The organism is Streptococcus sp. HSISS3, from assembly GCF_000448605.1.
Taxonomy (GTDB): Bacteria; Bacillota; Bacilli; order Lactobacillales; family Streptococcaceae; genus Streptococcus; species Streptococcus raffinosi.
In genome coordinates, this window is record NZ_CM002130.1 from 189,126 (window position 1) to 203,867 (window position 14,742).

13 protein-coding genes and 1 other RNA gene are annotated in these 14,742 nt (G+C 40.0%); 12 read left to right on the forward strand and 2 right to left on the reverse strand.

Going from position 1 to position 14,742, the window contains the following annotated elements; genetic code table 11:
- The first annotated feature begins 134 nt into the window (after window positions 1–134).
- The 7 genes from HSISS3_RS11255 to pepC all read left to right on the forward strand — a co-directional run bounded on the left by HSISS3_RS11255 (window position 135) and on the right by pepC (window position 6,940).
- Window positions 135–353, forward strand: a complete 219-nt coding sequence (locus tag HSISS3_RS11255) for a hypothetical protein (RefSeq protein ID WP_021151394.1) — start codon at window positions 135–137, stop codon at window positions 351–353.
- A gap of 265 nt (window positions 354–618) precedes the next feature.
- Window positions 619–1,302 (forward strand): ABC transporter ATP-binding protein, encoded by a 684-nt coding sequence (locus tag HSISS3_RS01005; RefSeq protein ID WP_021151395.1) that lies wholly within the window; start codon window positions 619–621, stop codon window positions 1,300–1,302.
- Window positions 1,271–2,572 carry an ABC transporter permease gene (locus HSISS3_RS01010; protein ID WP_134954244.1) on the forward strand — a complete coding sequence of 434 codons (1,302 nt, stop codon included), beginning with the start codon at window positions 1,271–1,273 and terminating at the stop codon, window positions 2,570–2,572. The genes HSISS3_RS01005 and HSISS3_RS01010 overlap by 32 nt, the downstream gene beginning before the upstream one ends.
- Before the next feature lie 180 nt (window positions 2,573–2,752).
- On the forward strand, window positions 2,753–4,207 hold the full coding sequence (locus HSISS3_RS01015; protein WP_021151397.1) for a nicotinate phosphoribosyltransferase: 1,455 nt from the start codon (window positions 2,753–2,755) through the stop codon (window positions 4,205–4,207).
- Between the two features lie 11 nt (window positions 4,208–4,218).
- Window positions 4,219–5,040 (forward strand): ammonia-dependent NAD(+) synthetase, encoded by an 822-nt coding sequence (gene nadE, locus HSISS3_RS01020; protein WP_021151398.1) that lies wholly within the window; start codon window positions 4,219–4,221, stop codon window positions 5,038–5,040.
- A gap of 16 nt (window positions 5,041–5,056) precedes the next feature.
- Complete coding sequence (locus HSISS3_RS01025) at window positions 5,057–5,500, forward strand: DUF805 domain-containing protein (protein WP_008535792.1); 444 nt, start codon at window positions 5,057–5,059, stop codon at window positions 5,498–5,500.
- 102 nt (window positions 5,501–5,602) lie between these two features.
- On the forward strand, window positions 5,603–6,940 hold the full coding sequence (pepC, locus tag HSISS3_RS01030; protein WP_021144973.1) for an aminopeptidase C: 1,338 nt from the start codon (window positions 5,603–5,605) through the stop codon (window positions 6,938–6,940).
- A gap of 109 nt (window positions 6,941–7,049) precedes the next feature.
- Here the strand turns inward: pepC and pbp1a are convergent, their stop codons facing one another.
- The gene (gene pbp1a / locus HSISS3_RS01035) at window positions 7,050–9,341 is read right to left on the reverse strand and encodes a penicillin-binding protein PBP1A (RefSeq protein WP_021151399.1); all 2,292 of its coding nucleotides are present in this window, start codon (window positions 9,339–9,341) and stop codon (window positions 7,050–7,052) included.
- A complete protein-coding gene (recU, locus tag HSISS3_RS01040; protein WP_008535797.1) occupies window positions 9,341–9,937 on the reverse strand; it encodes a Holliday junction resolvase RecU in 597 nt (198 codons plus the stop codon). The genes pbp1a and recU overlap by 1 nt, the downstream gene beginning before the upstream one ends.
- Window positions 9,938–10,013: 76 nt before the next feature.
- Between recU and HSISS3_RS01045 the strand changes: the two genes are divergently transcribed.
- The 5 genes from HSISS3_RS01045 (at window position 10,014) to HSISS3_RS01060 (ending at window position 14,655) form a co-directional block, all read left to right on the forward strand.
- The gene (locus HSISS3_RS01045) at window positions 10,014–10,529 is read left to right on the forward strand and encodes a DUF1273 domain-containing protein (RefSeq protein ID WP_008535798.1); all 516 of its coding nucleotides are present in this window, start codon (window positions 10,014–10,016) and stop codon (window positions 10,527–10,529) included.
- Window positions 10,530–10,636: 107 nt separating this feature from the next.
- Entirely contained in the window at window positions 10,637–10,969 is a 333-nt protein-coding gene (gpsB, locus tag HSISS3_RS01050; RefSeq protein ID WP_021144976.1) for a cell division regulator GpsB, read from the forward strand.
- 15 nt (window positions 10,970–10,984) lie between these two features.
- An RNA gene (rnpB, locus tag HSISS3_RS11350) (RNase P RNA component class B) lies at window positions 10,985–11,352 on the forward strand.
- A gap of 148 nt (window positions 11,353–11,500) precedes the next feature.
- Window positions 11,501–12,667: a THUMP domain-containing class I SAM-dependent RNA methyltransferase gene (locus HSISS3_RS01055; RefSeq protein WP_004183740.1), complete on the forward strand. Its 1,167-nt coding sequence runs from the start codon at window positions 11,501–11,503 to the stop codon at window positions 12,665–12,667.
- Window positions 12,668–12,669: 2 nt separating this feature from the next.
- The gene (locus tag HSISS3_RS01060; RefSeq protein WP_021151400.1) at window positions 12,670–14,655 is read left to right on the forward strand and encodes a cell division site-positioning protein MapZ family protein; all 1,986 of its coding nucleotides are present in this window, start codon (window positions 12,670–12,672) and stop codon (window positions 14,653–14,655) included.
- The last annotated feature ends 87 nt before the right edge of the window (window positions 14,656–14,742 follow it).

Consider the following 14,742-nt stretch of genomic DNA (forward strand, 5'->3'; position numbering starts at 1 on the left):
ATCTTTTACCTACATGTTGAAAGCGCAGGGCATGACACAGTCAATGTCTAGAGTCAGTCGTTGTATCGATAATGGGCCAATGGAGAGCTGGCAGGGAATTATAAAGGAAATGAGAGCAGTTCTTTATCCTAAATGTGTCAAGTTTTGAAGAGATGAAAGAGGCTTACGAAAAGACCATTCACTATTACCTATATCATGATCCCCAAGAGAGATTCAATGGGAAAACACCAGCTCAAGTGAGAGCTGAAGCACAAGAAAATCCAGAACAAGCTCCATATTATCCAATTAAACAATCTAAAAAATATAGAGATTACTGGAAAACTATTGCCGATAAGAAAAACCAGACTGCTTAACCCAAAGCAACCTGGTTCCTCACATTTTATTTATTTCAATTGTCTACTTGACACGGTACGTATCAGTCTTAGGGACTTTGGCTTTTTCTCATGCCATAGTGACATTTATGTCACTATTTTTATAATCATTTAATGTTTATAATTAATGTATCGTTTTAGAAGGCGATTAGTTAAGTTTTTCTGCTATTTTGCTTGAAATTTTCTTACAGATAACCAGAGGAAATCTAATCAAAATCTAATCTAAATCAATTTTACGGAGGAAATCATGTCCATTTTAACCATTGACCACATCTCAAAGTACTATAATCTCGATGGTACAAACCAAGAGCGCGCTTTGAACGATGTCACACTTGAGATTGCACCAGGCAAGATTACTGCTATCTACGGTCCATCTGGCTGTGGTAAAACCAGTCTGCTCAGTATTATTAGCGGCTTGGATAGTCATTATCAGGGAAATCTGTATTTCAAGAATCAGAACATGCGTGATTTTTCAGAGCGTGACCTGACCTATTTTAGAAAGGCCCATATTGGCTTTGTTTTTCAAAATTTCAATCTGATCCCTCATCAATCAGTCCTTGAAAATGTCAAGATGCCTCTTTACGTTAAAAATATGACTGACAAAGAGATGGTCGAGATTGCGGCAAAAGAGCTCAATCGTCTTGGAATTGGAGGCTTTATCAAGAAAAATGTTAAGCAGCTTTCTGGTGGGCAAAAACAACGTGTGGCCATTGCCCGTGCCTTGGTCAATAATCCAGAAATGATTGTAGCGGATGAACCGACAGGTTCTCTTGATTCTCAGTCTCAGGAAAATGTTCTAGAAATTTTTAAAGAGCTAGCTGAGGCAGGCAAAACTGTGATTATCGTAACCCATAACCCTGAAGTGGCGGATTATGCGGATGTTGTCATTAAAATGAAGGATGGTGAAGTCGTTGAAACAATCGAAAAATAAGGGGTTGACCCTCAAGCATAAACTTAAATTGTCATTGAACAACTTTATGGAACGTAAGTGGCGTAATCTTTTGATTGCGACGGCCACATCCATTGGTTTTATTGGTGTCTTGATTTCCTTTGGTTTGGGAAATGCTATTGTTGGTATGATTAATGACAGTACCGATGGTGGTAACATTCCATCTCAAATTCAGATTAGTCTTAGTGCTAAGTCAGCAGGCAGAGGGGTTCTCAATGCAGATGACGAAAAGTTTATTCGTAGCCAGATTAAGAGTGATGACATTAAATATTTGGAAAGTCCCTTTGGCATGAATATGACCAGTCTTACCCTTGATGGTAAGACCATGGATTTCAGCAAGGACCTTCCTAACTATTCTCAGGTTATCAGTCTCTACAAGAACACAAAAATATCTACATCTCGCAATGGTAAGGATAAGATTTCAGCCGGGAAACCTTTTAAATCTGCAGATGAAGAGGGCTTGACCCTTCCGATGAGCTTTGTCAAATACTACAACCAAGAAACCGGCAAGAAGCTCAAGGCTAAAGACTTTATCGACAAAGAAATCTCAGCTCAGATTGTTGAAAATACTGCTGAGGAAACTAAAGTAGCGGATATCAAGACTAAGATTGTCCGTATTGTTGATGACAGCGAGGATGCTGAAGAAAGCACTAGTTATATGCCTGCCAAACAATTGGAAGCCCTACTCAAAGAAAATGGTTTTACCAAGACAGTCTCTTACATGCTTTTGGAACTTAAGGATCCAGCCAAGACTGAGCAAGTCACTAAAAAATTGCAGAGAAACAAAAAGTACCTGGTGCTTTCTCAACAGGCCATCCTAGATGTGATTATTAAATTCATCCGTGTTATCCAGGCTCTCTTGATTATCCTTTCGTCACAAGCTATCCTAGTTTCAGCTGTTATGATTGGGATTATCATCTATATCAATATCATGCAACGCTCAAAAGAGATTGGTGTTATGAAGGCCGTAGGTTACCTTAATCGTGATGTGAAAGCCATCTTTGTTTACGAGGCCCTTTGGATCACGGGTATCTCCCTGGCTCTTGCCCTCCTTGTATCGCAGGGAGTTGGAAGCTTGGCCAATATGATTGTTTCACATTTCTACCCAAGTGTCAGCAAGGTATTTGACCTCAACCTGACATCAATTCTTATCATGTTTGGCTTCTCGCTCTTGATGGGCTATGTATCAGCCTACCTTCCAGCCCGTAAAATCAGTAAAATGGACCCTGTCGAGTCCCTAAGATATGAATAGAAATGAAGAGTAGTTCACCAAGACTACTCTTTTTTAATATACAAACATTAGAAAAATTTGAAAATCCAAATAATAATTAACTTTCTGAAAAGTGGAGACAATTGCCCAAAAATGCTATAATAGTCGCATATAAAAGCAATTGACAACAAAATGAAGCACCGATTAGATTGGAGAAATTCTATGTATAAAGATGATAGTTTAACCTTGCATACCGACTTGTACCAAATCAATATGATGCAGGTTTACTTTAACCAAGGTATTCATAATAAGAAAGCTGTTTTCGAAGTCTTTTTCCGTCAGCTCCCTTTCAAGAATGGTTTCGCCGTTTTTGCCGGTTTGGAACGTATTGTTAACTATCTTGAAAATCTGACGTTTTCAGAAACCGATATTGCCTATTTGAAGGACCTTGGTTACCCTGCTGATTTTCTAGATTACCTAGCTAATTTAAAACTTGAATTGACCATCAATTCGTCACTTGAGGGAGATTTAGTGTTCGCTAATGAACCGATTTTTCAGGTGGAAGGTCCCTTGGCCCAGTGTCAACTCGTAGAGACTGCTTTGCTTAACATTATCAATTATCAGACGCTGATTGCGACCAAGGCAGCTCGAATCCGCTCAGTAATTGGCGATGCCCCTCTTTTAGAGTTTGGAACACGTCGTGCACAAGAGATGGATGCAGCAATTTGGGGTACCCGTGCAGCTGTGATTGGTGGTGCGGATGCGACATCAAATGTTCGTGCCGGTAAGATTTTCGGCATTCCAGTTTCTGGTACTCACGCTCATGCTCTTGTTCAGGCCTATGGCAATGATTACGATGCCTTCAAAGCTTATGCATCTACTCATAAAGACTGTGTATTCCTTGTGGATACCTATGACACTCTCAAAATTGGTGTTCCTAATGCCATTCGTGTAGCTAAAGAGCTGGGTGATAAGATCAATTTCTTGGGTGTCCGTCTTGATTCAGGTGACTTGGCTTACTTGTCTAAACAAGTACGTAAGCAACTAGATGCGGCTGGTTTCCCTAATGCCAAGATTTATGCTTCAAACGATCTTGATGAAAATACCATCCTTAACTTGAAGATGCAAAAGGCCAAAATTGATGTTTGGGGTGTCGGTACCAAACTTATCACTGCTTATGACCAACCAGCCTTGGGTGCTGTCTACAAGATTGTCTCAATCGAGGATGATCAGGGTGTCATGCATGATACTATCAAATTATCCAACAATGCTGAGAAGGTATCAACACCAGGTAAGAAGCAAGTCTGGCGTATTACAAGTCGTGCTAAGGGTAAATCAGAAGGTGACTATATCACCTTTGCGGACACAGATGTTAATGCTTTAGAAGAAATTAATATGTTCCACCCGACCTACACCTACATCAATAAAACTGTCCGTGGTTTTGATGCGGTACCACTCTTGGTACCTATCTACGATAAGGGTCAACTCATCTATGACTTGCCTAGTCTTAATGAAATCAAGGCTTATGCGACTAAGGAATTGGATGAGCTTTGGAATGAGTACAAGCGCATGCTAAACCCTCAAGATTATCCAGTTGACTTAGCTAAAGACGTATGGGATAACAAGATGACCCTTATTGACAATGTACGAAAGAAAGCCCATAACTTGCCAGAGTAAAAGGAGACATTATGACTTTGCAAGAAACAATTATTGATCAACTAGGGGTTAAACCTAACATTGATCCAAAAGAAGAAATTCGAAAATCTGTTGATTTTTTGAAGGCTTATATGCTCAAACATCCTTTCCTTAAGACTTATGTTTTAGGGATTTCCGGAGGTCAAGATTCTACCTTGGCTGGCCGTCTAGCCCAACTTGCTGTTGAAGAGCTTCGTGCAGAGACAGGGAAAGACTATCAGTTTATTGCCATTCGCTTGCCTTATGGAGTGCAGGCAGACGAGGATGATGCCCAACATGCCCTTGCTTTTATCAAGCCAGATGTGAGTCTTGCGGTTAACATTAAGGAAGCTGTTGATGGTCAGGTTGCTGAGCTTGCCAAGGCAGGTGTAAGTATTTCTGACTTTAACAAGGGAAATATTAAGGCTCGTCAACGCATGATTACTCAATATGCAGTTGCTGGTGAAAATAGTGGTGCAGTCATTGGTACGGACCATGCTGCTGAAAATCTTACAGGCTTTTTCACAAAATTTGGTGATGGTGGTGCCGATATCTTGCCACTTTTTCGTCTGAACAAGCGTCAAGGTGCAGCCCTTCTTGCGGAACTTGGTGCTGACAAGGCTCTCTATGAAAAAGTGCCAATAGCAGATTTGGAAGAGGACCGGCCAGGAATCGCTGATGAAGTGGCTCTTGGTGTGACCTATCGTGAGATTGATGATTACCTTGAAGGCAAGGAAGTATCAGCAAAAGCTCAAGAAACCATTGAAAATTGGTGGCGTAAAGGTCAACACAAACGCCATTTGCCAATCACTATTTTTGACGATTTTTGGAAATAAGAGGAGAATATGATTTATGATTAAAGCTTACATTGACTTTTGGAAGCGTGCTTTTGACTTTAGAGGACGTTCAACACGTCCAGATTTTTGGTGGACTTATTTGGTTAATGTCATTATTATGACCATTCTTGTCGTATTTTGTATTCTCATTCCATTGTTCAGTAATGTTGATTTTAACGACCCAGCTCTGTTAAATAATCCGGCTGAACTGCGACAATTGATTATGGGCTATGCATGGCCAGTCATGCTCTTTGGTTTAATTGAACTCATCCCACAATTGTCCCTCCAAACACGTCGCTTGCGAGATGCAGGCTTTCATCCAGCATGGGTACTTCTAAGTTGTATGGGGTTCATACCGATCGTGGCTTTATTCTCAATTTTCGGAAGCATTGCACTTTTAATCATGTCTTGTATGCCAAGTAAAGCAGAGCCTCAAACAGTTTTTAATCAAGCGGAATAAGATTGTTGGTAACCCTAGGTTTGACCTAGGGTTATTTTTAAATTGAATTTTCAGAAATTAGTGATAAAATAGTAAGGAATAAGGCTTAAAAGGAGGAATCTTATGACTTCACTATCAAGAGATTTCACAGATAAACTATTTGCGGATTATGAAGCCAATGCTAAATACAGTGCTATTGAGAATGCTGTAACACACAACGGCTTGCTTAAATCCATCGAAACACGTCAATCAGCAGTTGAAAATGATCATGTATTTTCAATTGATTTGACTAAAGATGAAGTGTCTAACCAAAAGGCTTCAGGTCGTTGCTGGATGTTTGCGGCACTTAATACTTTCCGTCACAAATTGATTTCAGACTTCAAATTGGAAAGCTTTGAGCTTTCTCAAGCTCATACTTTCTTCTGGGACAAGTATGAAAAATCAAATTGGTTCTTGGAACAAATCATTGCTACAGCAGATCAAGAGATTGGCAGTCGTAAGGTTAAATTCCTTCTGGATACCCCTCAACAAGATGGTGGACAATGGGATATGGTCGTATCACTTTTCGAAAAATATGGTGTCGTTCCCAAATCAGTATATCCAGAGTCTGTAGCTTCAAGTAATAGTCGCGAACTTAACCAATACCTTAATAAACTCCTTCGCCAAGATGCTCAGATTTTGCGTGATTTGATTGCTGGTGGTGCTGATCAAGCTGCTGTTCAAGCTAAGAAAGAAGAACTTCTTCAAGAAATCTTCAATTATCTAGCTATGACTCTTGGCTTACCACCACGTCAGTTTGATTTTGCTTACCGTGATAAAGATAACAACTACCAATCTGAGCAAAATATCACTCCACAAGCTTTCTTTGAGAAATATGTAGGTCTTAAACTTAGCGACTATGTGTCAGTCATCAATGCTCCAACAGCTGATAAACCTTATGGAAAATCATACACTGTTGAGATGTTGGGAAATGTTGTAGGAGCGCCAAGTGTTCGTTATCTTAACCTTCCGATGGATCGTTTCAAAGAGCTTGCTATTGCACAAATGAAGTCAGGAGAAACTGTTTGGTTTGGTTCAGATGTTGGTCAAGTCTCAGATCGTCAAAAAGGTATTCTTGCAACTAATGTATATGATTTTACAGCAAGCATGGATATTAACTTGACGCAAGACAAGGCAGGACGTTTGGATTACAGTGAATCTCTCATGACCCATGCCATGGTATTGACCGGAGTGGATTTGGACGCTGATGGCAAATCGGTTAAATGGAAGGTTGAAAATTCTTGGGGAGATAAGGTCGGACAAAAAGGATACTTTGTTGCTTCCGATGCTTGGATGGATGAATACACCTATCAAATCGTTGTTCGCAAAGACTTCCTTACAGCTGAAGAATTGGCTGCCTATGAAGCAGATCCACAAGTGCTTGCGCCTTGGGATCCAATGGGAGCCCTTGCTTCAAAATAAGAGGATATTTCAAAAACACTGGAATTTTATCCAGTGTTTTTAGTTGGCTTCATTAGAATTTATGGTTGTAAAAAAGAGCTATCCAATGGATAACTCTTTTCGATTGCTTTTACTCATCAGCTGTAGAGGTGTTTGAATTTGAATGTTCAGAGCTGTTAGAACCCGATGTTGAAGGATTTGTTGATGCATCAGGGCCATACTGTTGACTATCTTGTGAGCTTGATGAATCACTGCTTTGACTTGAACCTAGGCTTGATGAAGAACTAGAAGTTCCAAGTGAACCTGTATAGACGTTTGATGTCGAAGAACCAGTAAGGAAGACATAGCTACCATTGTTATAAACACCGCTAGGCATATCAAAATCTTCAGAACCGGCACCATACATTTGGTTCAGATAGCTACTTGTGATACCGTAGATTTGTTTAGCGATATCAAGGTCTGAGCCATAAAGTGGAGTTTTACGGTTTTTATAACCTGTCCAAATGGCCATTGCATATTTAGTATTATAACCAACGAACGTTTCGTCAGGAACCATAAGGTCAGCATAGACACCACTTGATCGTTGTACTTGGTAGTACTCATCATCACCGTAGTTAGATGTACCTGTCTTACCGGCATTAATCGTACCAGGAACATAAGCTTCAGTCGCCGTACCACCTGTCAAAACCTGTTTCAACATGCTATTCATCATATAAGCTGTTTGTGGCGACATGGCCTTGGTACCTTTAGAATCAAATGATTTCGTTGAACCATCTTCAAACTTAATTGAACTAATATAAGATGGTTTATAGTAAGTACCACCATTGGCAAAGGCTGCATAGGCGGCTGCCATCTTCTCACTTGAGGCACCATATTTAGAATCTGATGATGATGTTGAAGATGAGATGGCGTTTGAGTAGAACATCTCTGGGTATTCAATACCCAAATCTTTCAAGAAGGATTGAGCATACTCCAAACCAGTCGCTTGAAGGGCTTTAACCGCAGTGACGTTACGTGATTGTTGAAGCGCATAAGTCAGAGAGATGCTTCCGTAATACTTGTGGTCCCAGTCATAAACAGGAGTTGAAGTACCTGGGAAATTATAAGGGTTATCATAAACGGTAGTACCGGTGTTAGTGTATACCCCTTTTTCAATAGCAGGTGCGTAATCGGTGATAGGCTTCATTGTAGAACCCCAGTCACGGTCAGTTTGAACCGCTTGGTTTGTACCAAGGGCGATATTTTCGTCTTGGTGACGTGATCCCAATTGAGCAACCACATGTCCATTAGTAACATCAATGATAGTAGAAGCTACTTGAAGTTTATCGTCAGGATAAGCAATATAATCGTTTGAGTTGTAGACATTCCAAATGTATTTTTGGATGTCAGGATTAAGGTTAGTGTAGACGTCCAATCCAGCTGAGTAGATGTCAGCATTAGCATCGTCAGATACTTGTTCAATAACTTGTTTAATGTAGTTATCTAAATAAGGTTCATAGCTAGCTTTTTTCGTAAGTGGGAGAAGGCCATCTGATACACTTGTTGCCTTTGCCTTCTCATACTCGTCTTTAGAAATGTTTTTATCGTCATACATTTCTTTAAGAACAGTATTACGACGTTCTGTTGCTGCATCAGGATTAGCATACGGATCGTATTGTGTCGGAGCCTGTGGAATACCAGCAAGCAAGGCAGCTTGAGCCACAGATAAGTCACTCAAATCTTTACCAAAGTAAGATTTTGCAGCGGTCTTCATACCATAATAACCGTTACCCATGTATACCTTGTTAACATAGAAAGTCAAGATTTCTTGCTTAGTGAATTGTCGCTCCATCTGAAGAGACAACCAGATTTCTTGAGATTTACGTTTAAGAGTTTGGTCTGAGGTATTTGTAGAGAAGTAAGCCAATTTAATCAACTGTTGGTCAAGTGTAGATCCCCCTTGGGTGCTACTATGACGAAGGTTATTAACGGCTGCTCCCATGATACGATAAACGTCAATACCACGGTGAGTAAAGAAACGCTTGTCTTCGATAGAAGTAATGGCATTAACGAGAGTTGTTGGAATTTCATCTGTTGATGCACTTTCACGTTTTTCAGACCCCAAGTCAGCGATAAGACTACCATTGGTATCGTAGATCTTACTTGAGTTTGTGGATTGAAGTTTGTTTTCGGTGAGTTTAGGGACACTGCTAACATAGTAAGCAAAGAGCCCACCACCTGCGATGACACAGATTACAAAGAAAGTTAGTAGTCCAATGAATCCGTATTTTGCAATACGCCAACCGAGACTTTGATCAGACGAAGCTGAACGCTTTCCTTTACTATAGCGAGAAGAATCTGAACGATTGATCTTTATGTTTTTAGCACGTTTAGTCAAACCGTTAAGTGATTCTTTAAAGTTGCTGAAATTAAATTTAGCCATTATGTGTTACCACCTAATAATTTTTCAATGATTTCTAAATAAGGAACTTGAGGATAAGCTGCTTCTGCAATTGCGTAGCCTCTTTTTTTGATATAATCAAGAGGCATTGATTTTGTCCCCTTATCAATCTGATAAAAGGCAATCAGGTCTTTAGCGGGCAGAAGGTAGGTTTCCTTAAGCGTTGAGAAATGAAGTAGCACAAAGCAAATCCCATCTTGATTGATAACCTGAGACATGTGTTCAATTTGATGCGCATGAAAATTTTTCATAGGCATCGATGTCTTTTGTCGTGTCTCTTTGGCTTCAAAATCAATGTAGTATCCTTTGTAAACACCAGAGTAATCGGTAGTGGAGGCTTGTCTAAAGTAAGCCTCTACAATCTTTGCTCTTGAACGCTTTGGATAATCAACTTTGACAATCTGAACAGGAGTGGGTTTTTTGTGAATAACAGCTAAACCACGTGACAAATAATAATCATTAGTCGCATTAATAGCAGATTCAAAGCTCATTCCCCGATTGGCAAAGTCAACACTATTGGATTTTTTAGGACGTGCCTGTGCAATCTTACGAGATATCTGATGGGGATAGTTTACCATTTCTTTCCCTTCTTCTTTATAAGATATGCATAAAGACTATTTCATTATACCATAAAATGAACGAGGAAAACAAGGAATGACATCACTACTGGTAACTGGCTATAAGAGCTTTGAACTTGGTGTTTTTAAAGATAATGATCCCAAGGTAACTATCATAAAAAAAGCTATTAAGCGTGATTTTAAGCGTTTTTTGGATGAAGGGGTAGACTGGATAATTTTTACTGGAAATCTTGGTTTTGAATTTTGGGCGTTGGAAGTGGCTAAGGAACTTCAAGAAGATTACTCTTTGAAATTAGCCACCCTTTTTCCATTTGAAACGCATGGGCAGAATTGGAATGAAGCGAATCAGGCCAAACTTGCAGCTTTTAAGCAGGTCGATTTTGTTAAGTATAGTTTTCCTGCCTACCAATCACCAGCTCAATTCAAACAGTTTAACCAGTTTCTCATTGACAATACCGATCAGGCCTATGTGTTTTATGAACCTGAAAATGAAACAAATCTGAAATATTTTTACGATATGATGTTAGAAGCAAAGGACTATCCTCTATCTAGGCTGACTTTTGATGACCTCAATGAGTTGATGTCAGAATAGGATATAATTGTTTTTTAAGCTTGCAATTTTATTATTTTTTCTGTATCATAAAAACATTAGACAGTAAAGTATTAGTAAGTTAGATAAGACAAGTATTGGAGAGTATCATGGCTAAAATTAATTTAACGCCCAAGAAAATCTACGAACAAGAATTTAAAACTAGTATGCGTGGGTACGATAAAAAAGAAGTTGATGAATTTCTAGATGATGTCATCAAAGACTATGGTGTTTATATTGCACTGGTTAAGGAACTGCAAGAGGAAAATGCAAAATTGAAGGCTAAAGCCTCAGCTGCTCCTGCGAGTCGTTCAGCTTATGCAAGTGCAACAAGTGAACCATCACGTGCCACTGCCAATGTAGCTTCATCTTCAAACTACGATATTTTAAAACGTATCAGTCGTTTGGAAAAAGAAGTCTTTGGAAAACAAATTGTCAAATAACTCTGGTTTTGTGCAATTTTTGGATAATCGCATGGTTGTTAGTCTTCCATGAGGAAAGTCCATGCTAGCACTGGCTGTGATGCCAGTAGTGTTTGTGCTAGGTGAATCAATAAGCCTAGGGACTTGATTCTCAAGTTACGGCGAGTGAACCGGCTAAGTCGTTGGATAGGTCTTAGTAGCTCTGAAAGTGCCACAGTGACGGAGTTTTTAGGGAAACCTAAAAAGTGGAACGCGGTAAACCCCTCAAGCTAGCAACCCAAACTTTGGTAGGGGCATGGGATGGCTGGAAACGAACGGACCATCCTGACTGCTTTGCAGTAGACAGATGATTATCGAAGGAAGTGGTGCCTAGTCACTTCTGGAACAAAACATGGCTTATAGAAAATTGCATATAGGTGAGGCTGAGACGCATGTCTCAGCCTTCTTTTAGCAAGAATTCCCTCATTTCAAATTTTTTAAGGATACAGAGGAAAAAGATAAGCGAGAGGTTAATGACATTTAGATTTGTAATGATTAGATAAAAGGGTAACAATGAAAGAAACATTTACATTAGTAGCAACGGCTGCGGCAGGCCTTGAAGCAGTGGTTGGACGTGAATTGCGTGAGTTAGGGTATGATACTCAGGTTGAAAATGGTAAGGTACGTTTTCAGGGTGATGTTCGTGCTATTGCTGAAACCAATCTTTGGTTGAGAGCTGCAGATCGCATTAAGATTGTGGTGGGTGAGTTTCCAGCACGTACCTTTGAGGAACTTTTTCAGGGGGTCTTTGCCTTAGATTGGGAGAATTACCTTCCCCTCGGAGCGAAGTTTCCAATTTCAAAGGCCAAATGTGTTAAATCAAAACTTCATAACGAACCATCTGTTCAGGCAATCTCCAAGAAAGCTGTCGTTAAGAAACTACAGAAGTATTTCCACCGTCCTGAAGGCGTACCCCTTCAAGAAACGGGTGCAGAATTTAAGATTGAAGTGTCTATCTTAAAGGATAAGGCTACGGTATTGATTGATACCACAGGTGCTAGTCTCTTTAAACGTGGTTACCGTACCGATAAGGGTGGAGCACCGATTAAAGAAAATATGGCGGCCGCCATTCTTGAACTGAGTAATTGGTATCCCGATAAACCCCTGATTGACCCGACTTGTGGTTCAGGTACCTTCTGTATTGAGGCGGCGCTAATTGGTATGAATATTGCTCCCGGATTTAATCGTGATTTTGCCTTTGAAGCCTGGAATTGGGTGGATAAAGATTTAGTACAGTCGGTCCGTGATGAAGCGGAAGGTAAGGCAAATTATGATGCTGAATTGGATATCATGGGTTGTGATATTGATGGCCGTATGGTTGAGATTGCTAGAGCTAACGCACGTGAGGCTGGTCTTGAAGATGTTATTAAATTGAAACAAATGCGTTTGCAAGACTTAAAAACGGATAAAATCAATGGTGTTATCATTTCAAATCCTCCTTATGGGGAGCGCTTGTTGGATGACAAGGCTGTGGATATCTTGTATAATGAAATGGGCAAAACTTTTGCGCCGCTTAAAACTTGGAGCAAGTTTATCTTGACCAGTGATGAACAATTTGAAAGTAAATACGGTATGAAAGCCGACAAAAAACGTAAGCTATATAACGGTACCCTTCGAGTTGATTTATATCAATATTTTGGAGAACGTGTTCGCCGTTCAGAGGCTAGAAAGGTAAATTAAACGTGTCAGAAGATAAAACACAAAATGGCTATGAAGGTAGCCAAAAACTAGATTTTCAAGAAGCTAAGGAAATGACAGTTGGTGAGGCTGTCCGCAAAGAAGCTGAGATTAATGCTGGTGTAACAGAAACGGATAGCATTTTGGATAAGTATATCAAGCAACACCGTGAAGAAGTTGCTTCTCAAAAATTCTCCAAAACAATTGAAGCTGATGGTGATACCTCACCTTTGGATGCCTTTATTCAAAAGCAACGTCAAGAATTTGCGGATTCAGGTTTAATTGGTCAATCAATGGCTAATGAGTCAATCAACTCAACAACAGCTACTGAAGAGGTTACACCGGTCACATTTGGTTTTGATGTCACTGATACTAAGGAAGAAGAGACTTCGCCTGCTGTTGATAGACAGTTGCCAGATGCTCCTGTGGAACCTGAGGTGATTGTTCAACCTGAAAGTCAAAGCTCTGAAACGGTTATCACTTCATTGAACGCAGATCGTTTTATCACATCAGAAGCAGAAAAATTTGATCTTGGCGATGCTATCGCAGAACCAGCTACTTCAGTTGAGCAACCGGTCTATAGCGAAGCAACTGTAGATAATATTGATGATAACAATCCTTTGATTGCGAACATTGATGATCCGCTACCCCAAGGCCCTGAAGTAGCTAATAGCAATACTCCTGAGCCCCAAGAGTCTAAGCCTTTGTTAGATGATGTTGCTATTTCACAAACCATTGATTTATCAGCCATTGCTGCATCGGTTGCAGGGGTAACAGGGGCTAAAGCTGATGATGAGACAGCGACACCAAAAGTTTCAATGAGTGTTAATCGTCCTTCAGCAGAAGAAAGAATCTCTTCAGAGTCTGTTTCACCATCTCATAAGGGTGCTTTTGATGATGATATTCCAGTTTACCGCCGTAAGGGAGTTGTCATCGGTGCTTTAACGGTTTTGGCTTTAGCTATAATTGGTGGGGGCTATGCTCTTTATCACGGCACTCATAGTCAATCTGCTAAAACTGCCAGCACGGCTTCTTCAGCAACGTCATCATCATCAAGCAAGGATACAGCAGCTGCGGATAATAAGGCCTTCGAAGAAATGTATAAGAATTTCTTCACAGATGATGAGCAAACAAAGCTTGCTAATGATCAATTTGGCAAGTTACCAGATTTGGAAAAACTGCTTAAAAAATTGGAAAAAACCAAGTATTATGAGTCAGCTAAAACCAAATATAATAATTTGAAGAAACAAATTGAAGCAGTTCAAAAGATTAATAGTAAGTATGAATCAGATGCTCTTGTAGATGGTAGCTACAATGGATCTATCTCTGTTAAATCTGACGCTAATTTCAATGATCTTCCAGAAAGTGTGACTACCACTGGTAACGCTAGTCTTGATAGTACCATTCAAGAAGCAATCAAGGGTGGTAAAACACAGCTTGAAGAAAAAGCTAAGGTTGCTAGTGCAACATCTGCGGCGACAGCTTCTGCCAGCGACAATACCGCTAGTCCTGCTGCACCATCAGGTGGTAACACATCTGGAGCTGCTTCTAATACTGGTGATGCCACTGCGTCAAATACTTCTGGGGCTCAAAGTGATTCAGCTAACTCAGCTTCAACAGGTGTAGCTAGTGGAACTACAGGTGGTTCAGCTGCAGCTTCAACAATTGTGACACGAGGGATTACTAATTACAATCCATCTATCCTCCAACGTGATCGCTCACGAGTACCATACAACGCAAACGTCGTAGCGGACACAAGTAACCCAGCTTGGACTTGGGGAGATGGTATTCTTGATAAGGTTATCAGTACTTCACACTCACGTGGTTACTTCTCAGGAGATAACTTCATCCTTGAACCAATTAACATCATCAATGGTAATGGTTACTACAACTTGTACCTTCCTGATGGAACTTACCTCTTTAGTATCAACTGTAAGACAGGTTACTTTGTTGGTAATGGTTCAGGACATTCAGACAAACTTGATTACTAATAAAAGTTGAGAACACTCCCTGAGGGGGTGTTTTTGATTTATCGTGATACAGGCCTAGTTTATAAGGAATTTGTGCTATAATAGAGG